Below are 21,056 nucleotides of genomic sequence, written 5' to 3'. Positions count from 1 at the left end.
CGTGGCCCGGGCAATCGACGTGCGCGTAGTGGCGCGTCTCGGATTCGTATTCGACGTGTGCGGTCGAGATCGTGATGCCGCGCGCCTTCTCTTCCGGCGCCGCGTCGATCGCGTCGTAGGCCTTGAATTCGCCGCCGAAACGCTCCGCACCGATCTTCGTCAGCGCCGCCGTCAGCGTCGTCTTGCCGTGGTCAACGTGACCAATCGTGCCCACGTTCACGTGGGGCTTGGTGCGCTCGAACTTACCCTTTGCCATGGCTGCCTAATCTCGAATCTGGTGAGGTGGTGACTGCGTGCCGCGTCGGATCCGCACTGGAAGCGGAACCGCGGAGGATGGTGCTCACGAAAGGAATCGAACCTTCGACCTCCTCCTTACCAAGGAGGTGCTCTACCGACTGAGCTACGTGAGCAACGATGTGGAACTGAGGGTACCGCCTGAAACGTTCAATGGAGCGGGAGAAGGGAATCGAACCCTCGTAATCAGTTTGGAAAACTGAGGTTCTACCATTGAACTACTCCCGCACCGGGACCCGCATACCGCATTACAACCTGTCGCACTGCACTTGTTTCCACCGCACTCGAAAGATGGTGGAGGGAGGTGGATTCGAACCACCGAAGGCGTAAGCCAGCAGATTTACAGTCTGCCCCCGTTGGCCGCTTGGGTATCCCTCCGGCGCTTTCGTGTTGCCGGTGAAAACAGCCCGCGATTTTGGGGCCAGTTCCCGGTTCTGTCAACGCTGGAAGGCGCTGGATTTCACCGGACCCGTCGCCTGGCCGATGACCTTGCAGACGGGCGCGCATCTTAACCGTCCCGGCGCCGCGGCGCCATGGCCGCGTGCGAATTTCCGTGCATCCATGGCGCCCCGACGCACGAAAGGCGCCCGCAGGCGCCTTTCGCGAAGCCCGACGACAGAGGCCGGTCAGACGTTGAAGCGGAAATGCATCACGTCGCCATCCTTGACGATGTATTCCTTGCCTTCCAGACGCCACTTGCCCGCGTCCTTCGCGGCGGACTCGCCGTTGTAGCGGATGAAGTCGTCGTAGCCGACCACTTCGGCGCGGATGAAGCCCTTCTCGAAATCGGTGTGGATGACCGCAGCCGCCTGCGGCGCGGTCGCGCCGATCTTGACCGTCCACGCGCGCACTTCCTTGACGCCCGCGGTGAAGTAGGTCTGCAGGGTCAGCAGGCCGTAGGCGGCGCGGATCACGCGGTTCAAGCCGGGCTCGTCGAGACCCAGATCGGCCAGGAAGGCGTCGCGGTCGGCATCGTCGAGCTGCGAGAGTTCTTCCTCGATCGCGGCCGACACCGGCACCACCTCGGCGCCCTCGCCCGCTGCGCGTGCACGCACGGCGTCGAGGTGCGGATTGTTCTCGAAGCCGTCCTCGAGCACGTTGGCGATGTACAGCACGGGCTTGGCGGTCAGCAGGAACAGGTCGCGGATGGCCGCGTTGTCGTCGTCGGAGAGCTTCAGCGCGCGCACCGGCTGACCGTCGGCCAGGCCCTTGTGCACGCGACCCAGCACTTCGGCGCGGACCTTCGCGTCCTTGTCGCCGGTCTTGGCCGAACGCTCGGCACGCTGCAGCGCGCGCTCGACGGAATCCAGATCCGCCAGCGCGAGCTCGGTATCGATGGTCTCGATATCGGCGATCGGGTCGACCTTGTTGTTGACGTGGATGACGTCCGGATTCTCGAAACAGCGCACCACGTGCGTGATCGCGTCGACCTCGCGGATGTGCGACAGGAACTTGTTGCCCAGGCCCTCACCGCTGGCCGCGCCGGCGACGAGGCCGGCGATGTCGACGAATTCCACCGCCGTCGGCAGCACCTTCTGCGGCTTGACGATCGCCGCCAGCGCATTGAGGCGCAGGTCCGGCACCGGCACGATGCCGACGTTCGGCTCGATGGTGCAGAACGGGAAATTTGCCGCGGCGATGCCCGCCTTGGTCAGCGCATTGAAGAGAGTCGACTTGCCGACGTTCGGCAGGCCGACGATGCCGCATTTGATGCCCATGTGGAGTCCGTCAGGTGGCGGCTGCGCCGCTGGTGAGGGGAGTCAGTCGGCGGCTGCGCCGCCTGCGTCAGTAGAAAGCTGCGGAGCAGCCGAACAGAGAACACGGCGAATAGACACCCGGAAGATGCAGGAATTCTATCGCCAGGCGGACCATGGCGCCGAAGTTACTGACGCGACCGACCGCACCGAAGGTGCGCTGACAGCGCGCCATGCGCGCCCTGACGGCTTCACCGCTGCGTGTGCAGCCGCGTCATCGCATCCATGAAATTGTCGTCCATCGCCAGCGGCAGCACGTCGATCGCGTCGTCGATCGCGCGGCCGATCAGGATGTCGTCGTCGGCGTTCGCACGACCGAGCACCCACGGCGTGACCTTGTCCTTGCTGCCCGGATGGCCGATGCCGATGCGCAGCCGATGGAAACGGCCGTGACCGAGCAGTTGCATCGTGTCGCGCAGCCCGTTCTGGCCACCGTGGCCACCGTCGAACTTCAACCGCGCGGTCCCCGGCGGCAGATCCAGTTCGTCGTGCGCAAGCAGCGCCTGTTCGGGTTCGACTTTCCAGAACCGCAGCGCGGCCGTGACCGACTTGCCGCTGAGATTCATGAAGGTGGCCGGCTTCAGCAGCCAGACCGGCTGACCGACGATGTCGATCTTCGCGGTCTCGCCGAACAGCTTGCTGTCGAGTCGGAACGACGCGCCCGCCTTCGCGGCGAGTTCGTCGACAAAACGGAACCCGGCGTTGTGCCGGGTCCGTGCATGCTCGGGTCCGGGATTGCCCAGCCCGACGATCAGTCGCAGTCCTGCCATCGTGACGGCAACGCGGGCGCGCCCGAAGGCGCGCCCACGCGACGATTACTCGTCGTCCTTCGCGGCCTTGGTGGCCGGCACGTCCGCTGACGCGTCGTCGGCCTCGTCTTCCGGCTCCGCTTCCACGCGGCCGTGCTTGGCGACGACAACGGCGACATCGTGGTCCGCGCCCAGCGCCAGCTCGGGGATCTCGACGCCCTTCGGCAGCTTGACCTGCGAGAGGTGGACGATGTCGCCGACGACCATCGCACCGAGATCGATCTCGATGAACTCCGGCAGATCGCCCGGCAGGCAGGTCACGGTGACTTCGTTGAGCTCGTGTGTGATCACGACGTCGGCCGCCTTGCCGGCCGGCGAGGTGTCTTCGTTGAGGAAGTGCAGCGGCACGGCGGTACGGATCGTCTCGTTCGCGTTCACGCGCTGGAAGTCCAGGTGCATGATCTGCTGCTTGAAGGGATGACGCTGCATGTCACGCAGCAGCACCTTCTGGACGTCGCCGTTGAGGCTCAGGTCGAGGATCGACGCGTAGAACCACTCGTGCTGGCTGGCGAGCCAGACGTCGTTGTGGCTCAGCTCGATGCTGACGGGCTTGAGGTCACCGCCGTAGACGACGGCAGGCACGTTGCCGGCAAGACGGAGGCGGCGGCTCGCACCCTTCCCCTCGTCTTCGCGGCGCTGCACCTTGATTTCATGCGTGGTAGCCATGTTCTGTATTCACTTTTCAGGATTGAAACCGCCTCGCGGCGGTGAAGCGTCTCGTCCGCGACCAGACGAGACGTTGCAGCAGGTCAGTCGACGTAGAGCGAACTGACCGATTCTCCGAACGCGATCCGGCGGATCGTCTCGGCCAGCAGCTCGGCGACGCTGAGCTGGCGGATGCGCGCGCAGTTGCGCGCGGCCTCCGACAGCGGAATGGTGTCGGTGACGACCATTTCGTCGAGCTGCGATTTGTTGAGGTTGTCGATCGCCGCGCCCGACAGCACCGCATGGGTGCAGTAGGCGACGACCTTGGTGGCGCCCTGCGCCTTCAGCGCGGCGGCCGCGGCGCACAGCGTGCCGGCGGTGTCGACGATGTCGTCGACCAGCACGCAGGTCTTGCCGTTCACGTCGCCGATGATGTTCATCACGGTGGCGACGTTGGCGCGCGGACGGCGCTTGTCGATGATCGCCAGATCCGCGTCGTCGAGACGCTTGGCGATCGCACGGGCGCGGACCACGCCACCGACGTCGGGCGAGACCACGACCATGTTGTCGGTGCCGTGCGCGCGCCAGATGTCGGCCAGCAGCAGCGGCGAGGCGTAGACGTTGTCGACCGGAATGTCGAAGAAGCCCTGGATCTGGTCGGCGTGCAGGTCGATCGTCAGCACGCGGTCGGCGCCGGCGGCGGTGACCATCTTCGCCACGACCTTCGCGGTGATCGGCACGCGCGTCGAACGCAGGCGGCGATCCTGGCGCGAATAGCCGAAGTACGGGATCACCGCGGTCACGCTGGCCACCGAGGCGCGCTTGAGCGCATCGATGAGCACCAGCAGTTCCATCAGGTTCTCGGCCGACGGCGCGCTGGTCGGCTGGATCACGAACACGTCCTGGCGGCGGACGTTCTCTTCGATCTCGACCTGGACTTCGCCGTCGGAGAACGTCGACACCAGCGCCTTGCCCTGGCGCACGCCGAGTTCGCGGCACACGGCCTTGGCCAGCGGACGGTTCGAGTTGCCCGAGAAGATCAGGAGATTGCGTTCTTCTTTCATGTCTGCGGTTCCGCGTCGCTCTGACCGAGCGGATGGAGGAGTGGCCATGCCGGCACGTGGCGATCACCACGCAGGATCCGGCACGGGTATCAGGGGCGGCAGGATTCGAACCTGCGAATGCCGGGATCAAAACCCGGTGCCTTAACCACTTGGCGACGCCCCTAGAAAGCGGTGATTCGTGGGTGTCGACTCGGCGCATGCACCGCGAATCGACAACCACCAGCCACCGCCCTCAACCTCCCGCTTCGAGCGCATCCAGCAACGGCGATCGCGCCGCGCCGCCGACCACACGGGACGGCACCCGCGATGTGACCTGCGCCTGCGCGGCTTCGGCGGATTCGCGCGTGGCGAATTCGACGAAGCAGCCGCTGCCCGTCCCGGTCAAGCGTGGCGTTCCGACCTCTGCCAGCACGTCGAACACCGCCTCCACGGCGGGTTCTCGGCGCCGCAGGACCGGCTCGAACGCATTGCCGAGCGATGCACCTGAAACGAAGTCCGCCATTGTCGCGGGTGCAGCATTTCGCGTCAATTCAGGGGTATGGAACAGACCCGCGGTATTCACGTGCACGCCGGGATCGGCGAGGACGTACCAGGCCGAAGGCAGGTCGATCGGCAGCAGCGACTCCCCGACCCCTTCGGCCCAGGCATTGCGGCCGCGGACGAAGACCGGCACGTCGGCGCCCAGCGTGAGGCCCAGAGCGGCGAGGCAGCCTTCGCCGAGATCGAGCTGCCAGAGGCGATCGAGCGCCCGCAGGACGGTGGCCGCGTCGGACGATCCACCGCCGAGACCCGCGCCCGACGGAATCCGTTTTTCGACGACGATGTCGACACCTGAAGACACGTTCGCTTCTTTTTGCAGCAGCTGAGCGGCCCGGATGACGAGATCGTCGGCCTCGGCGAGGCCCGGCACGGAGTCGCCGATCCGGCGGATCCGGCCATCGGCGCGCGGCCGCAGGCGGATCGTATCGCCCCAGTCGAGCATCCGGAACACGGTCTGCAACGCGTGGTAGCCGTCTTCGCGACGGCCGGTGATCCGCAGGAACAGGTTCAGCTTGGCCGGCGCCGGCCAGATCGACCAGCCGCCGGCGGGATCCGCATCGCTCATGGTGTCGCGCGCGGAGCCGTGGGGTCGGCGGGCGTCCAGCTGTCGACGATCAGGCGGACCCGCGCATCGCCGCGCTGGGCGTTGATGCGGGTCGGCAGGGCCGGCGCAGCGCCCGCAGCCGGGTCGGGCTGCCATTCGAGGTAATCGATCGTCCAGCCGTCCTGCTGCACGCGCGCCAGCCGGCCGCCGGCGTCGAACGCGACCTCGGCGGGGCCGGACACCGTGACATCGGCGCGCGCGCCTGCGGCCCAGGCCGCCATCGCGGCGACGGGAATTTCGAAGCCGGTGGCCTCGCGCAGCAGCAGAGCGACATCGGCACCCTCGCGCGGACCGCCGTCGAGGCCGTCGATGCGCGCCCCCTGCGGACCGCCCTGCAGTTGCCAGCTCTGCCGGGTGACCGGCGCGCTCAGGGTCACCCGGTAATCGCCGCCGGTCTGCAGCCATTCGATGCGACCACTGCCGCCGTCGCGCCCGTTGGACATCGCGACGCGACCGTTGAACGCGAGCTGCGGCAGCGCACGCACCGCGGCTTCGCGCGCAGCGAGCCGCGCCTGCGCATCGGCGAGCGCGGCGGGCGCGAGATCGACGGTCTGCAGCGGCGGCCGTACCGGCACGCTGGTACAAGCGGCCAATCCGAACGCCATCAACGCGGCACATGCGATCCGGATGTTCATGCGCCGGTCTTCTCCAGCGCGCGGAGGAGCGAGCGGTTCTCCGGATCGATCGCGCGGGCTTCGTCGAAATACTTGCGCGCTTCGTCGTGGCGACCGAGCACCCACAGCACCTCGCCGATATGCGCGGCGACTTCGGCGTCTTTCATCATCGAGAACGCGCGACGCAGCTCGACGAGGGCGTCCTCGTTGCGGCCCAGGCGATAGAGCACCCAGCCGTAGCTGTCGATGATCGCGGCGTTGTCGGGCTCGGCCACGCGCGCGCGGTCGATCAGTTCCAGTGCTTCGGTGTATCGCGTGGTGCGATCGGCCAGGGTGTAGCCCAGCGCGTTGAGCGCGGCGACGTTCTCGGGATCGGCCACCAGCACGCGGCGCAGGTCGGCTTCCGCACGCGGGATGTCGTCGCGGCGCTCCCACATCAGCGCCCGCGAATAGAGCACCGCCGGATCGTCCGGCATCGCGGCCAGGCCGCGGTTGTAGACGTCGAGTTCGGCCGGGTCGTCGCCCTGTTGCCGGAGTTCCGCTTCGAGCAGGTAGGCGTTGCGGCGCATGTCCTCGTCGGACGTGCCATCGGACTGCAGCTCGCGCAGCCGTGCCCAGGCATCGTCCCGGCGACCGAGCTCGTGCAGCACGCGTGCGCCACGCAGACGGGCCTGCGCGCGCTCCGGGCCACCGGGCACGGTCTGGTACCAGTCCAGCGCCTCGTCGTACTGCTCCAGATATTCGGCCATCTGGCCGAGCAGCAGACGCTGCGCCGGGTTCGGCGTCAGCGCAACGGCCTTGACCTCTTCATAGAGCGCGGCGAGCGCGACCTTGTTCTCGGCGCGCGCCATCAACGACGCACGCAGCACGTAGGTACGGCCGTCCTGCGGCCCCATCGCGAGGGTGCGCTCGGCATCGGCCAGATCGCCCAGCGCTTCATACTCGCCGGCGATGCCCATGCGCAGATCCGGGCCGGTCAAGGCGGCATCGCCGAGCGCGGCGAGCGCCTGGCGCGCCTCGTCGGGGCGACCGGATTCGCGCAATTGGCTCGCGCGCAGCAGCGCGACACGGGGCTCGCCGGGGAAACGCGCGACGATGTTCTCGAGGATGCGTTCGGTCAGATCGGTGCGGTCCAGCCGCTGGGCGAGGCCGCCGAACGCCATCCAGGCCTGCAGCGTATCGGGAATCGCACCGCTGTCGACGAGCTGGCCGAGCAGACGCGCGGCCTGGGCCTGGTCGCGGGCGCCGCCACCGAGCACGGTGAAGGCATGGCGCCAGCCGGCCGGATCGCCGCTGCGCAGCAGGGCTTCGAGCTGACGGCGGGCGACGCGGTCGCGACCCGCGCGCAGCGACAACGTGGCCTCGGCGGCGCGCATCGGCAGCGAATCGGGCGCATGGCGGCGCCACAGGTCCAGCGCCTGCGCGGCGCGGCGGTCGTCGCCGGCCAGCAGGGCGATGCGGGTGGCGCGCTCGGCCAGTCCGGGATCGCCATCGGACTGGCGGGCGGCGTCGAGATACCAGTTGGCGGCCTCGTCGAGACGACCGGCCTGCACCGCGAACTCGCCGGCGAGCGTCGCGCCCAGCAGATCCTGGTGCAGGGTGTCGGTGCGGTCGAGATCGCCGCGTTGGGCATGGGCCGCGCAGGCCAGTCCGAGCAGGGGCACCAGCAGGGCGGCGCGCAGCCGCGCGGTCCGGGGCGGAGAGAAAACGGGCATCTGGGGCAACCGGGCCGTAAAATGGGCGCCTTCGTCCGCAGCTTATCGCAAGCGCCTGAACGGAATCGCGTCTCCGACAGGCACGCCCGCCCATGAGCCTTTACGCACTCGGCATCAACCACCAGACCGCGCCGGTCGCCCTGCGCGAACGGGTGGCGTTCGCCGGCGACGCGCTCGACGCGGCGCTGGCGCAGCTGCGCGCGTTGCCGCCCGTGCGCGAGGTGGCGCTGCTGTCGACCTGCAACCGCACCGAGCTCTACGCCGTGTGCGACGACGACGGCAGCGCGCTGGCCCACTGGCTGGCGACGCATCCGGGCGACGACGCGGCGCTGGCCGGCGGTTCGCTGCAGGCCTATCTGTACCGGCATCGCGACGCCGACGCGGTGCGCCATCTGTTCCGCGTCGCGACCGGGCTCGATTCGCTGGTGCTCGGCGAGCCGCAGATCCTCGGCCAGGTGAAGCAGGCCTGGGCCAGCGCGCGCGCGGCCGGCACGCTCGGTAGCGAACTGGACCGCGTGTTCCAGCATGCCTTCGTCACCGCCAAGCGCGCGCGCAGCGAGACGCGCATCGGCAACAGCCCAGTGTCGGTGGCCTCGCTCGCGGTGCGGCTGGCGCAGGAATCGTTCGCGCGACCGGCCGACTCGGCGGTGCTGCTGATCGGCGCCGGCGAGACCATCGAACTGGCCGCGCGCCATCTCGCGCAGGCCAACGTCAAGCGCTTGCTGATCGCCAACCGCACCTACGCGCACGCGCAGGAGCTGGCCGCGCGCCACGGCGGCATCGCCCTGCCGCTCGACGAACTGGACCGGCATCTGTTCCTCGCCGACATCGTGCTGTCGGCCACCGCCAGCCGCACGCCGATCATCGGCCGCGCGCAGGTCGCCGCTGCGCTCACCGCGCGCAAGCACCGGCCGATGCTGCTGATGGATCTTGCGGTGCCGCGCGACATCGCGCCCGACGTGGCCAAACTGCGCGACGTGTTCCTCTACACCGTCGACGATCTCGAACGCACGCTCGACGACAACCGTCGCGGCCGCCGCGAGGCCGCCGCCGATGCCGACGCGATCATCGATCTGCAGGTCACCCGCTTCGGCGAGTCGAACGCCGCGCGCGGCCGTCTGGCGCCGGTCAAGCGCCTGCGCGCGCACGGCGAAGCTGTGCGCGGAGAAGCGCTCGCCCGCGCGCGCCAGCAACTCGCCGCCGGGCAGTCGCCCGATGCGGTGCTGGAACTGCTGGCGCACACGCTGACCAACCGGCTGCTGCATCTGCCGACCACCGCGCTGCGCGACGCCGCGCTGCGCGGCGACGACACCCTGGCCGACAGCCTCGATGCGCTGCTGCCGCCCGACTCCGAGCCCCGGACACCCGATGCTGCCGACCCTGCGCCGTAAGCTCGAAGCGCTGGCCGAACGCCGCGAAGAACTCGAACGCCTACTGTCCGACCCCTCGACCGTCGCGGACCAGTCGCGGTTCCGCGCGCTGTCGCGCGAGTTCGCCCAGCTCGAACCGGTGTCGAACGCGCTGGCCGACGAGCGCCGCGCGCTGGACGACCGCGAGGCCGCGCGCGCGCTGCTCGACGATGCCGAAATGCGCGAGATGGCAGAGGAGGAGATCGCTGCCGCCGATGCGCGTCTGGAAACATTGGAGGCCGATCTGCTGGCCCTGCTGGTGCCGCGCGATGCGCGCGACGACGGCGGTTTCTATCTCGAGATCCGCGCCGGCACCGGCGGTGACGAGGCCGCGATCTTCGCCGGCGACCTGTTCCGCATGTACCAGCGCTACGCCGAGCGGCAGGGCTGGCGCGTCGAAGTGGAATCGGCGAGCACCGGCGAACACGGCGGCTTCCGCGAAGTGATCGCCGCGGTCGACGGCAGCGGCGCCTATGCACGGCTCAAGTTCGAGTCCGGCACGCATCGCGTGCAGCGCGTGCCCGAGACCGAATCGCAGGGCCGCATCCACACCTCGGCCGCGACCGTGGCGATCATTCCGATCGAAGACGCGGGCGAGCCGATCGAACTCAACCCAGCCGACCTCAAGGTCGACACCTTCCGCTCGTCCGGCGCTGGTGGCCAGCACGTCAACAAGACCGACTCGGCGATCCGCATCACCCACGTGCCGACCGGCGTCGTCGTCGAATCGCAGACCGAGCGCAGCCAGCACGCGAACCGCGACAAGGCGATGAAGCGCCTGCGCGCGATGCTGGCCGACGCCGAAGCCGAACGCCGCGCCGCGGCGACGGCCGAGGTGCGCAAGCTGCAGGTCGGCAGCGGCGACCGCAGCCAGCGCATCCGCACTTACAACTATCCGCAGGGCCGGATCACCGACCATCGCATCGAAGGTCTCACCCTGTACGACCTGCCGAACGTGCTCGAAGGCCATCTCGATGGCCTGATCGCGCGGCTGTCGCAGGAACACCAGGCCGACGAACTCGCGCGCATGACCGCGCAGTGAGTCGCAACGCGGCCTGAAGTGAGCCATGTGGATCCACGCCCGCGACCGCGCATCCCGATGCAGCCGTCGACACGGGTGGAGTACCCTCGCCGGATGAGCAGCCAGACCGATTTCATTCCCTTACAGATCTGCGTGCTGACGGTCTCCGACAGCCGCACCCTCGACACCGACAGTTCGGGCGACTACCTCGTCGCGTCCCTGACCGGCGCGGGCCACGGGATCGCCGAACGCGCCCTGTTGCCCGACGACCGCTACGCGATGCGTGCGCTGGTGTCGAAGTGGATCGCCGATCCCGTCGTCGACGGCATCCTCGTCACCGGCGGCACCGGCTTCACCGGACGCGATTCCACGCCAGAAGCGCTGTTGCCGTTGCTGGACAAGGAAATGCCGGGCTTCGGCGAACTGTTCCGCGCGGTCTCGGTCGAGGAGATCGGCACGTCCTCGCTGCAGTCGCGCGCCTTCGCCGGCCTCGCCAATGCGACCTTCGTGTTCGCCCTGCCCGGCTCGACCTCGGCCTGTCGCACGGCGTGGGAGAAGATCGTCCGCCACCAGCTCGACGCGCGCACCAAGCCCTGCAATCTCGCGACGATCCGTCCGCGCCTGAAAGAAGCCTGATGGCCCTCGACCACACGCTGCGCCTGCTCGCCAAGGCCCGCGGCCTGACCGCCGCGGAGATCGCCGCCGCGATTCCGCGCGTCGGTGCGGCGACGGTGTCGGCCTGGATGCGCGGCGAAAAGACCCCCGGCAGCGCGCAGCTCGATGCACTGGCCCGCGCGTTCGGCGTCCCCGCCGGCGCATTGCTGGCGACGCTCGCTGCCACGCTCGACCCGGCGCGCACCAAGGGCGAGCATGAACTGCTCGCCGCGTATCGCACGCTCAACACGCGCCAGCAGGGCGCGCTGCTCGAAGTCGCGCGGACGATGGCGCAGGCGCCACCGCGCAAGTCACGCGACTAGCGTTCCACCGCACAGGAGCCCGCGATGAAACCGCTCAAGCGCAAGGCCTACGAGGCCGCTCTGGAACCGATGCAGATCGAACTCGCCGCGGTCGCACGCTGGCTGCAGCACAGCGGCCGCCGCCTGCTGGTGCTGTTCGAAGGCCGCGACACCGCCGGCAAGGGCGGCGCGATCGAGTCGATCTCCGAGCATCTCAATCCGCGCCAGTGCCGCGTCGTCGCGTTGCCCAAACCCAGCGATCGCGAAGCCGGCCAGTGGTATTTCCAGCGCTACGTGACGCATCTGCCGTCGGCCGGCGAGATCGCCCTGTTCGACCGCAGCTGGTACAACCGCGCCGGCGTCGAATCGGTGATGGGCTATGCGACGCCGTCGCAGGTCGACACGTTTTTGGCCCAGGCGCCCGCGTTCGAACAGCAACTGGTCGACGACGGCATCCTGCTGTTCAAGTACTGGCTCGGCTGCGACCAGGCGCAGCAGGAAGCGCGCTTCGCCGAGCGCCTGCACGACCCGCTCAAGCGCTGGAAGCTGTCGCCGGTCGATGTCGCCGCGCGCACGCGTTACGACGATTACACGCGGGCCCGCGACACCATGCTGCGTGCCACCCATACCCCGCACGCGCCGTGGACGCTCGTCGATTTCAACGACCAGCGCCGCGGCCGGCTGACGCTGCTGCGCGACCTGCTCGACCGGCTGCCGGACAGCCACGTCGATGCGCCGTCACTGCGCTTCCCCAAGCTCAAGCGCACGCCGCGTCCGGAGCGCTACGACGTGCTGCCGCCGCTCGCGCCGTTCGAAGACTGAGCGCGCCTCAGGCTTCGACCGCAGGCCCGCCCGCGCCGGCGATCAATGTTTCCAGCCGCTCGGCCGTGACCGGGCCGAGGATCTTCTCCACCACTTGGCCCTCGGGCCCGATCAGATACGTCATCGGCAGGCCGGGCGGCGTGTCGAAATCGGCCGGCGGGTCGAAGGTGTCGATGATCGCGATCGGATAGACCACCGGGTGCTTCTGCAAGAACGCGCGCATGTCGTCGGCTTCGATCTCCTCGTAGGCGAGGCCGATCACCTGCACGTGCTCGCGCATCGCGTCGAGCGCCGAGAGTTCCGGCATCTCCTTCAGGCACGGCGCGCACCAGGTCGCCCAGAAGTTCACGACCACCCACTGGCCACGATGCGCGGCGAGATCGAAGCTGCCGCCGTCGATCGTCTCGACCTTCAGCGCGGGATGTGTCTTCGCTTCGGGCCGAGGCGCTGCATCGGCCTGCGCGCGTGCCGGCGTTGCGGCAGGCGGCGTGGTGCCATCGGCCGGCGCCTGGCTGTCGGGCTTGCAGGCGGCGAGCAACAGGACGAGTGCGATGCAGGAGGCGAGGCGGTTCATGCGGAAATCTCCGGGGAGTCGTAGAGGCTGCCGACCCGCCGCTTGAGCAGGTCGCGCAGCGGAATGCGCAGTTCGTCGAGGGCGGCCGAAGCAGAGACGCCGAGCGCATCGTCACGGCACGGCAGATGGGCTTCCGCGACGGGGATGCGCAGGTCGCAGGCTTCGTAGAGTTCGCCGACGGTCAGGCCGTCGAGATCGCGCGCGAGGATCCATTCACCGGATTCGGCGCGACGCAGCAGCGCGATTTCCTCCAGCTGCGCGAGCATCTGCTGCACCAGTGTGTCGGTGAGCATCGGCTCCAGCGCCTGGATCTCGTCGCTGTGCAGCCCGCGGCCCTGCACGCGCGCGGCCGAGAACCGGCCCAGCATGCGCAACAGGCCGTAGAGTTCGAAACCGCGCGGCAGGCGCATGTGCGCGGGCTGGTAGCGGAACGCTGAAATCGACGAGGCGAACGACGCGCCGAGCAGGATCGCCACCCAGCTCAGATACACCCACAGCAGGAAGATCGGCAGGAACGCGATCTGCCCGTAGATCTTCTCGTAGGCATCGAAGCTGCCGAGGTACAGGCCGATCGCCCATTTCACGACTTCCGACAGCATCACCGCCAGCGTCGCGCCGGCCAGCGCGTGTCGCCACTGCACGGTGCGGTGCGGCACCACGCGGAAGATCGTCGTGAACGCGGCGAGTTCGATCAACATCGGCGCCGCCCACAGCATCAGCCCGCGCAGCAGACGGCCCGAATCGGTGCTGAAGATTTCCAGCGCGAAGAAGCGCGCCGACACCGCCAGACTCGCCGTCGCCACCAGCGCACCCAGGGTGAGCACGGTCCAGTAGACGAGGAAGCGCCCGAACGTGGGCCGCGCCGACTTCACCCGCCAGATGCGGTTGAATGTGGTCTCCACGCTGAGCAGCGTGACCAGCACCGAGATCACCAGTGCGATCACGCCGATCGTCGTCAGCTGGCCGGTATTGGTCGACAGCTGCAGCAGCACCTGTTCCACCGCGCGCGCCGAGTCGGGCACGAAGTTGGAGAAGATGTAGTCGCTGAGCTGGTCGCGCCACTGGCCGAACGCCGGGAACACCGACAGCACGCCGAACACCACCATCGACAGCGGCACCAGCGCGAACACGGTGGTGAAGGCGAGCGCGCCCGCGGCTTCGAACAGACGGTCGTCGATGAAGCGACGCCACAGAAAGCGGGAAAAGCTCAGCGCGCGTGCGCGGTCCGCCATCCGGTCGGTCCAGCGGTTGAAAGTGGCGAGTGGCTCCATCGGCGAAGCGTAGCAAAGCGGTCTGGGTGGAGATGCATGAAGGCTTGGTGCCGACGCGGTCTTTCCGTCATACCGCAGCCGTCATCTGACGGAAGCCGGGTTTCCACAACCTGCATGACGGGTCGTCCAGCGCTCGCTCTATGCACAGTGCGGGCGCCCGACTGGTAGGCGCTGGATTCCGGCATTCGCCGCAATGACGGTATCCAGGGGCGTGCCGGGCGCGATCGACTCCCCACGCATCGCCCACTGCGCGAGAATGCAGAGTGCGCGACGCTTGCGAGCGTCTGCCGCTGCACACGCGAAACGCTTCAGATCCTGCACGTTCCTTTCCCGCAAACAGGCGTCCCCATGCCCGACATCCTCGTCCTCTACTACAGCCGCAACGGTTCGGTCGCCCGCCTCGCCCGGCAGATCGCACGCGGGATCGGCGAGGTCGACGGCATGCAGGCGCGGCTGCGCACGGTGCCGCCGGTGGCGGCGGTCACGCAGCAGGCGGCGCCGCCGGTGCCCGAGGACGGCGCGCCGTACGTGGACCGCGCGGATCTCGCCGAATGCGCCGGCCTGCTGCTCGGCAGCCCGACGCGCTTCGGCAACATGGCCGCGCCGCTGAAGCATTTTCTCGATGGACTGGGCGCCGAATGGGCCAGCGGCACGCTGGTCGGCAAACCGGCCGGGGTGTTCACCTCGACCGCCACCCAGCATGGCGGCCAGGAAGCGACGCTGCTGACGATGCTGGTGCCACTGCTGCACCATGGCTGCGTGATCGCGGGCATTCCGTATACCGAGCCGGCACTGACCACCACGCGCGGCGGCGGTACGCCGTACGGCGCCAGCCACGTCGCCGGACAGCAGGACGATCCGCAGCCGAGCGAAGACGAGGCCGTGCTCGCGCGCGCGCTCGGACGCCGCATCGCCACGCTCGCCGCGAAGCTCGGCGCATGAGCGGAATGCGGCCGCCCGCCACGCGCGTGCTGGCGACGTCGCTGGTGCTGATCGCCGTGCTGTATGCCGCCTGGTATCGCAACGACGCGCATTTCGGCGCGGCCCTGCTGGTGTTCGTGCTGCCGCCGCTGGTGCTGCTCGCCGGTGTGCTGCTGCGCCGGCCGAGCGCGCCGCTGTGGTCGGGCATCGCCGCACTGTTCTGGTTCTCGCACGGCGTGATGTACGCCTGGTCGCATCCCGAGCTGGGCCTGTGGCCGTGGGCCGGCATCGCGCTGTCGCTGGCCGTGGTGTTCTCGGCCAGCCTGCCCGGCATGCGCGCGCGTTTTTCGAAGGGGCGTCCGCCCCAGGGCTGAACGCGCTGGCGGCGGATGTCGCCCGCGCCGGTATCATGGGCGGCCCGATTCGCTGCCCTGCAGGACCGCATCACAATGGACGAACTGCTGATCGTCACCACCGGTGGCACGATCGACAAGATCTACTTCGACGACAAGTCGGATTTCCAGGTCGGCGATCCGCAGATCGGACGCATGCTCGAGGAACTCGGCGTCGCGTTCCGGTTCCGGGTGATTCCGATCATCCGCAAGGATTCGCTGCACATCACCGACGACGACCGCGAACTGATCCGCGCGACCATCGCTGCGCAGCCGGCGAAGCACGTGCTGCTGACCCACGGCACCGACTCGATGGTCGAGACCGCTAAGGTGCTGTCTTCGATCAGCGACAAGACCATCATCCTGACCGGCGCGCTGAGCCCGGCGCGGTTCCGCGGCTCGGATGCGGAGTTCAACATCGGCACCGCCGTCGGCGCCGTGCAGTCCAAGCCGCCGGGCGTCTACGTGGCGATGAACGGCCGCATCTGGGACCCGCTCAAGGTCCGCAAGAACGTCGAAGCCAACCGCTTCGAACCGCTGGGCTGACGGCTCAATCGACCGCGGGTCCGCGCATCCGCATCTCCGGCCCCGGACCGATGGTCATGCGACCGTCGGGTTCGGCGTACTCGACATCGGCCTCGGCATTGAGCGCCTCGAGCAGCCGCTGCGTCTGCGCCGCATCGAGCTCGGGATCGATCGAGACGACATCGGCGCCGACCGCGAGCCGGCGCAGCCAGGTCACCTTGCCCGGCATCCCCTTCGCGTCGACCAGACCCGCGCCGCGGGCGCTTTCGGCGATGCGGTCGGCGACCAGCGCCGGATCGCGTTCGGGCGCACTGCCCGGCGTGTAGCGGACGATGAAACGCTGCTGCATGGCGCTGACCTCGCTGGAGGGGGTGGCGGGCGGATCGCCGCCCATCGCGCATCCCGACAGCAGCAGGGCCGGAACGAAGAACGCGGCGCCGAAGCGCCGCGCGAAGTGGGGATGAGGACGGTGCATGGCGGTCTCCGCGGGGGCACGCGTCTGCGTGCGACCCCAAGATGATGCCGCCACCCCGGGCGTGCCCGGGGTGAACGTCCGGACGATTACCAGGTCGCGACCAGCGATGCCCCGCTGAAGGTCGCGTAGGCGTTGACGAGCACGTGGTACGTGCCCGCCGGCGGGTTGCTGATGGTGCAGGTCTCGTTGTTACCGACCACCCAGGAGCGGCAGTCATACGCCGTCGTGGTCGGCTGCGAGCCGGCGCGCACGTAGAGATCCGCATCGCCCGTGCCGCCGCTCAGTGCGACGCGCAGGCTGCTGGTGCCGGCCGGCACCTGGATCGTCCAGAACTGCTGGCTGCCCGCCGCGCCGCTCAGACCGGTCACCGGCACGCCGTTGCGCAGCCCGCCGTCGCCGCCCTCGCTCGGCGGGTTGTGACGCGCCTGCACGCTGACGTTGGCGAACGCGGTCACGCCGACCACCTTCACGTAGTACGTGCCGGCTTCGACGTTGGCGATGCGCACCACTTCGTTGTTGCCCGGACGCTGCGAGATGAAGTCGTAGGCATCGGCCTGCGGCTCTTCATCCTGGCTGACGTACAGCGTGACGTTGCCGCTGCCGCCCGAGGTCGTGATCGACAGCGGACCGCTGACGCCCTCCGGCACGGTGATGCTGTAGAGCAGCTCGGCACCGGCCGCGCCCGACAGGCCCGACACGGGCGTGCGGTTGGTCAGTTCGGTCGCATCCGGGGTGAGGTCGCCCACTTCCACCTGCTGGGTGCGGGTGCGGGTGTTGCCCTCGTCGTCGGTGACCGTCAACGCGACCGAGTACACGCCGGCTGCGTCGTAGGTCTTGACCGGGTTGGTGTCAGTCGAGGTGGTGCCGTCGCCGAACGCCCAGGCGCGGCTGACGATCTCGCCGTCGTCGCTCGAGGTGTCGGTGAAGGTCACGGTCAGCGTGTCGTTGTCGACGGTGAAGTCGAAGCCGGCCACCGGCACGCCCGGGGTGCCGCCGCCATCGGCGCCGATCGTGTCGACGAACTCCTCGCCCGTGCCCGCCGCATCGAGCCAGTCGCTCAGACGCGTCGCCGCGGTGCCGCCGCCGGTCCACGATGTGAACAGACGGCCGTACCAGTCGACGTGGTCCGCGCCGGTCGTGGTGCACGAGGCGTAGCCGCCGTGCAGCTGGCCGATCACGCGACCTTCGGGGCTGTAGATCGGCGAACCCGACGAACCGCCTTCGGTGGTGCCGCGCTGGTTCCACTGCACCCACAGGTGGGTATTGCCGCTGGCGCCCAGATAGCCTTCCACGCGCAGCGGGTTGTCGGAGTGCGTGATGCGCTTTTCGGCGACGCGCGGGTGATGGATGCCGGTCGCGCCTGCCGGTGCGAGATCGCGACGATCCCAGCCCGACCAGCTCAGGTTGAAGGCCGGATCGGCGGCGTCGTCGAATTCGAGCAGGGTGAAGTCGGACGCGGCATTGGTCGCGCGGACCACGGCGCCGGTCTGGTTCTGCGCGAGGCTGCCGTCGCCGTTGGCGCCGCTCTCGGCGCTGCCGGGCGTGCGGCAGGTGGAGTTCTGGTAGTTCCAGTAGACGACGATGCTGGCCGCCGCATCCGCGGTGCCCATGCCGCAGTGGTTCGCGGTCAGGAAGTACATCTTCTGGTCGTTGGACGTGTTGTTGACCAGCGAGCCGCTGCAGTAGAACGTACCGAAGCGCGAGTACGCACCGACCGACGGGATCTCGTCGCGGAAGTCGTCGCCGTCCGGGCACACCGTGTCGACGTTGCAGCTGCCGGACACGCCCTTGGTCTGGGCCAGCGCGCCCTCGCGGGCGAGGCGGCCGAAGCCGACGTAGTCGTGGTTGATGCTGGTCAGGCGCAGCTTGAGCTCACCCATGCGCGCCTTCGGCACCACCACTTCGATGATCGCGTTGTCGCCCGGCACGATCGGCGTCCACAGACTGCCGCTGGCCTTGTTGTGCGCGGAGGTGAAGGTCTGGATCGCTTCGGGATCGGCGTTCTTGGACAGGCCTTCGGGATAGACCAGCAGGCGCGCGCCTTCGGGCAGATGGAACTCGGAGAAGCCGAAATTCAGCGACAGCGCGTCCTTCGATTCCACGCGCAGGCGCCAGACCAGATTCCCGCCGGCGATCTCGTCCCAGTCACCGGCGTTGTTCGGTGTCAGGTCGACGGCGTGCGGTGTCGCGAAGCGGATCGGGCGCTGGCCCATGGCGCGATCCTGGCGCGCATCCTCGGCGCGCAGGCGCGCGGCGTCGACCGCCGGCATGCGCTTGAGTTCGACCGTCTGTTCGGCCGGCAGCCGGTTGTCGAACGCGGCCGGTCGCGCGTCGCGCGTCGCCGCCGCGGCAGCACCGACCGACAGCGTGCCGGCGGTGATGCATGCGATAAGAGTCTTCATCCTGTTCTCTACCCCTCAGTGGTGACAGATAAAAACGGAGCACACCGCGTGCGGCATGCTCCGCCGGCGGCGGACATCACGATCACGATGTCCGCTGCCTGCCCTTCCTCCCCCGGAACTCCCCGAACCCGCCTCAGTTGTGGCTGGCGCGCAGCGTGACTCCGGAGAACGATGTGTAGCCGCGGACCAGCACGTGATACGTGCCCGCCTGGGGCGTCGCGAACGCGCAGCTCTCGGCATTGCCGGTGCGGTACGGACGGCAGTCGTAGGTCGACGTCGTGGGCGCACTGCCCCGGCGCACGTACAGGTCGGCGTCGCCGCTGCCGCCCGAGATCGCGATGACCAGGTTGCGGGCGCCCGACGGCACGGTGAACGTCCACGTCTGCGCGCTGTTGGCCGCACCAGACACGCCGGTGACCGGCACGCCGTTCTGCAGGCCGCCGGTACCCGGATCGGGATTCGGCACGGTGCCGCCGGTCGCCGCTGCGACGGCCGCTGCGGCATCGACGATGCCCGCGCCGATCGGCTGGGACGGCGTCGACGGGAACGCCCGCGCGGTGCTGGTCAGCAGGGTCTTGATCTGCGCCGGTGTCTTGGCGGGATTGGAGACCGACTGGATCAGCGCGACGACGCCGGCGACGTGCGGCGCCGCCATCGAGGTGCCGTCGTAGGTCGCGTAGCTCTCGCTGCCCGGCGTGGTCTGCCCGCTGTTGAGCGTGGAGACGATGCCCGAACCCGGCGCCGAGATCGTGATGCCGCTGCCGTAGTTGGAGAAGCTCGAACGCGCGCCGGTGCTGGTGTTCGACGCCACCGAGATGACGTTGCTGCAGTTGGCCGGCGAGAAGCCCGAGACATTGGCGTTGCTGTTGCCCGCGGCGATGACGAGCGTGGTGCCGCGGTTGACCGCGCCGTTGATCGCGCTCTGCATCGCGCTGCCGCAGGTGCCGGCGCCGCCGAGGCTGAGGTTGATGACCTCGGCCGGATTCGCGTTCGCGGGCACACCGCTGACGGTGCCGCCCGACGCCCAGATCACCGCATCGGCGATGTCGGAGTCGTAACCGCCGCCGCGGCCGAGCACGCGCACCGGCACGACCTTCGACTCGGGCGCGGTGCCCGCGACGCCGACGCCGTTGTTGGTGACCGCCGCGACCGTGCCGGCCACATGCGTGCCGTGCCAGCTCGACGCGCGACCGTTGTAGAAATCGCCGGGATCGCTGGGATCCGCGTCGCGCCCGCCGCCGTCGCCCGACACCGCGGCGTCGATGATGAAGTCGTAGCCGGGCAGGATGTTCGCGTTGAGATCGCTGTGGTTGGTGATGCCGGTATCGAGCACGGCGACGACCGCGCCCGCGCCCTTGGTGGTGTCCCAGGCGGTCGTCGCGCGGATGCCGCCTGCGCCGGTGCCGAAGCCGTACTGGCTGCTGAAGCGCGGATCGTTCGGCGTCCAGAACACCTGGTTGAGCTTGTCGACTTCGACGAATTCGACGTTCGGATCGGCGGCGATCTGGCGCATCAGCGATTCGGCGTCCGCGCGGTCGAGCTTGCGGCTGGTGCGCACCACATCGGCGCCCAGCGCCATGCGCCGGACGTGTTCGAGACGCAGTTGCTTGCCGCCGCCGCTGACGGCGATCCGGCTGGCGGAGGCGCGCAGCGCGGTGTCGATCGCGGCCGGGTCGGCTTGGAGCGCGGAGCCGTCGCGGTATTTGACGATGAAGCGGTCGTGGGTATCGGACGACTGCAGGCCGCCGAGGTTGAGCCGGTCCGTGGCGTTGAGCGACAGCGGCGCCAGGGCCGCGAGCGCGAGGGACGTGGCAGCGACGAGCAGACGACGGCGCGGCGCGTGATGCGGGTGATTCGACATCCGATAACCCCCAAACCTGTGGGTGAGCCGCGCTGGGGCGGCAGATCGGGAGCCGTCGTCGCCGCCTGAACTCCGGGCAACGCCGACTCCGCAACGAATGCGGACGTGACAAAACTGACCGCAAACTGACGCTACGCGACAGCGCGGCCGGTTCGCAACGCAGAAGACCGTTAAATTTCCATGAAAAATGGCGTAGCCCGTCACATATCGACGATGTGGGTCACGATTCCGGGACCGAACGCACGCTGAATGGACCGGGACGCTGGCGGTCGGAATGGCCTGCCTGCCGTTCGCACGTCTGTGTTGACACCGGACGACAGCAGATGCGCCGGCGCACCCGCGAACGCAGCGGCTCGCAGGGTCTGACCTCGGTTGTCCAGAAACGGCC

Annotated in this window: 21 protein-coding genes and 4 tRNA genes; 8 read left to right on the top strand and 17 right to left on the bottom strand. The window is 68.8% G+C overall.

Going from position 1 to position 21,056, the window contains the following annotated elements; translation table 11 throughout:
* The 12 genes from V3391_RS17385 to V3391_RS17330 form a co-directional block, all read right to left on the bottom strand.
* On the bottom strand, positions 1-256 hold a 256-nt coding region (locus V3391_RS17385), incomplete at its 3' end, for a GTP-binding protein (RefSeq protein ID WP_332079673.1).
* A gap of 78 nt (positions 257-334) precedes the next feature.
* Positions 335-410: transfer RNA gene (locus V3391_RS17380), tRNA-Thr, on the bottom strand.
* A 38-nt stretch (positions 411-448) separates the two neighbouring features.
* Positions 449-522, bottom strand: a tRNA-Gly gene (locus V3391_RS17375).
* A 64-nt stretch (positions 523-586) separates the two neighbouring features.
* Positions 587-672: transfer RNA gene (locus V3391_RS17370), tRNA-Tyr, on the bottom strand.
* Between the two features lie 248 nt (positions 673-920).
* Entirely contained in the window at positions 921-2,012 is a 1,092-nt protein-coding gene (gene ychF / locus V3391_RS17365) for a redox-regulated ATPase YchF (protein WP_332079672.1), read from the bottom strand.
* A gap of 227 nt (positions 2,013-2,239) precedes the next feature.
* Entirely contained in the window at positions 2,240-2,818 is a 579-nt protein-coding gene (gene pth / locus V3391_RS17360; protein ID WP_332079671.1) for an aminoacyl-tRNA hydrolase, read from the bottom strand.
* A gap of 45 nt (positions 2,819-2,863) precedes the next feature.
* On the bottom strand, positions 2,864-3,523 hold the full coding sequence (locus tag V3391_RS17355; protein WP_332079670.1) for a 50S ribosomal protein L25/general stress protein Ctc: 660 nt from the start codon (positions 3,521-3,523) through the stop codon (positions 2,864-2,866).
* An 83-nt stretch (positions 3,524-3,606) separates the two neighbouring features.
* Positions 3,607-4,566, bottom strand: a complete 960-nt coding sequence (locus V3391_RS17350) for a ribose-phosphate diphosphokinase (RefSeq protein WP_332079669.1) — start codon at positions 4,564-4,566, stop codon at positions 3,607-3,609.
* A 90-nt stretch (positions 4,567-4,656) separates the two neighbouring features.
* Positions 4,657-4,729: transfer RNA gene (locus V3391_RS17345), tRNA-Gln, on the bottom strand.
* Positions 4,730-4,798: 69 nt separating this feature from the next.
* Positions 4,799-5,671: a 4-(cytidine 5'-diphospho)-2-C-methyl-D-erythritol kinase gene (gene ispE / locus V3391_RS17340; protein ID WP_332079668.1), complete on the bottom strand. Its 873-nt coding sequence runs from the start codon at positions 5,669-5,671 to the stop codon at positions 4,799-4,801.
* Positions 5,668-6,345: a lipoprotein insertase outer membrane protein LolB gene (lolB, locus tag V3391_RS17335; RefSeq protein WP_332079667.1), complete on the bottom strand. Its 678-nt coding sequence runs from the start codon at positions 6,343-6,345 to the stop codon at positions 5,668-5,670. The genes ispE and lolB overlap by 4 nt, the downstream gene beginning before the upstream one ends.
* Positions 6,342-8,039, bottom strand: coding sequence for a tetratricopeptide repeat protein (locus V3391_RS17330; protein WP_332079665.1), 1,698 nt, complete (start codon positions 8,037-8,039; stop codon positions 6,342-6,344). Before V3391_RS17330 ends, lolB begins: the two co-directional genes overlap by 4 nt.
* A 92-nt stretch (positions 8,040-8,131) precedes the next feature.
* Here V3391_RS17330 and hemA point away from each other — a divergent pair, with 92 nt between their 5' ends.
* From hemA to ppk2, 5 genes are all read left to right on the top strand, one after another.
* The gene (hemA, locus tag V3391_RS17325; protein ID WP_332079664.1) at positions 8,132-9,430 is read left to right on the top strand and encodes a glutamyl-tRNA reductase; all 1,299 of its coding nucleotides are present in this window, start codon (positions 8,132-8,134) and stop codon (positions 9,428-9,430) included.
* Positions 9,408-10,490, top strand: coding sequence for a peptide chain release factor 1 (gene prfA, locus V3391_RS17320; protein ID WP_332079663.1), 1,083 nt, complete (start codon positions 9,408-9,410; stop codon positions 10,488-10,490). The genes hemA and prfA overlap by 23 nt, the downstream gene beginning before the upstream one ends.
* A 93-nt stretch (positions 10,491-10,583) precedes the next feature.
* Positions 10,584-11,105, top strand: coding sequence for a molybdenum cofactor biosynthesis protein B (gene moaB, locus V3391_RS17315; protein WP_332079662.1), 522 nt, complete (start codon positions 10,584-10,586; stop codon positions 11,103-11,105).
* Entirely contained in the window at positions 11,105-11,446 is a 342-nt protein-coding gene (locus tag V3391_RS17310) for a helix-turn-helix domain-containing protein (RefSeq protein ID WP_332079661.1), read from the top strand. The genes moaB and V3391_RS17310 overlap by 1 nt, the downstream gene beginning before the upstream one ends.
* A 24-nt stretch (positions 11,447-11,470) precedes the next feature.
* Positions 11,471-12,247 carry a polyphosphate kinase 2 gene (gene ppk2, locus V3391_RS17305; RefSeq protein WP_332079660.1) on the top strand — a complete coding sequence of 259 codons (777 nt, stop codon included), beginning with the start codon at positions 11,471-11,473 and terminating at the stop codon, positions 12,245-12,247.
* Positions 12,248-12,254: 7 nt separating this feature from the next.
* On the opposite strand, the gene V3391_RS17300 is transcribed toward ppk2, so the two are convergent.
* Positions 12,255-12,821, bottom strand: a complete 567-nt coding sequence (locus V3391_RS17300; protein WP_332079659.1) for a TlpA family protein disulfide reductase — start codon at positions 12,819-12,821, stop codon at positions 12,255-12,257.
* Positions 12,818-14,092, bottom strand: a complete 1,275-nt coding sequence (locus V3391_RS17295; protein WP_332079658.1) for a YihY family inner membrane protein — start codon at positions 14,090-14,092, stop codon at positions 12,818-12,820. Before V3391_RS17295 ends, V3391_RS17300 begins: the two co-directional genes overlap by 4 nt.
* 348 nt (positions 14,093-14,440) lie before the next feature.
* Here V3391_RS17295 and wrbA point away from each other — a divergent pair, with 348 nt between their 5' ends.
* The 3 genes from wrbA to V3391_RS17280 all read left to right on the top strand — a co-directional run bounded on the left by wrbA (position 14,441) and on the right by V3391_RS17280 (position 15,951).
* A complete protein-coding gene (gene wrbA, locus V3391_RS17290; RefSeq protein ID WP_332079657.1) occupies positions 14,441-15,034 on the top strand; it encodes an NAD(P)H:quinone oxidoreductase in 594 nt (197 codons plus the stop codon).
* 5 nt (positions 15,035-15,039) lie between these two features.
* Positions 15,040-15,387 (top strand): DUF2069 domain-containing protein, encoded by a 348-nt coding sequence (locus V3391_RS17285; RefSeq protein ID WP_425497305.1) that lies wholly within the window; start codon positions 15,040-15,042, stop codon positions 15,385-15,387.
* 75 nt (positions 15,388-15,462) lie between these two features.
* The gene (locus V3391_RS17280) at positions 15,463-15,951 is read left to right on the top strand and encodes an asparaginase domain-containing protein (protein ID WP_332079655.1); all 489 of its coding nucleotides are present in this window, start codon (positions 15,463-15,465) and stop codon (positions 15,949-15,951) included.
* A 4-nt stretch (positions 15,952-15,955) separates the two neighbouring features.
* Here the strand turns inward: V3391_RS17280 and V3391_RS17275 are convergent, their stop codons facing one another.
* The 3 genes from V3391_RS17275 to V3391_RS17265 all read right to left on the bottom strand — a co-directional run bounded on the left by V3391_RS17275 (position 15,956) and on the right by V3391_RS17265 (position 20,668).
* Positions 15,956-16,405 carry a hypothetical protein gene (locus tag V3391_RS17275; protein WP_332079654.1) on the bottom strand — a complete coding sequence of 150 codons (450 nt, stop codon included), beginning with the start codon at positions 16,403-16,405 and terminating at the stop codon, positions 15,956-15,958.
* Positions 16,406-16,491: 86 nt separating this feature from the next.
* Positions 16,492-18,807 carry a pre-peptidase C-terminal domain-containing protein gene (locus V3391_RS17270; RefSeq protein ID WP_332079653.1) on the bottom strand — a complete coding sequence of 772 codons (2,316 nt, stop codon included), beginning with the start codon at positions 18,805-18,807 and terminating at the stop codon, positions 16,492-16,494.
* Positions 18,808-18,940: 133 nt separating this feature from the next.
* Positions 18,941-20,668, bottom strand: a complete 1,728-nt coding sequence (locus tag V3391_RS17265; RefSeq protein WP_332079652.1) for a S8 family peptidase — start codon at positions 20,666-20,668, stop codon at positions 18,941-18,943.
* Positions 20,669-21,056 lie beyond the last annotated feature (388 nt).

The organism is Luteimonas flava (assembly GCF_036584485.1).
GTDB classification, from domain to species: Bacteria; Pseudomonadota; Gammaproteobacteria; order Xanthomonadales; family Xanthomonadaceae; genus Luteimonas; species Luteimonas flava.
This window is presented reverse-complemented; position numbering and strand designations above follow the sequence as displayed.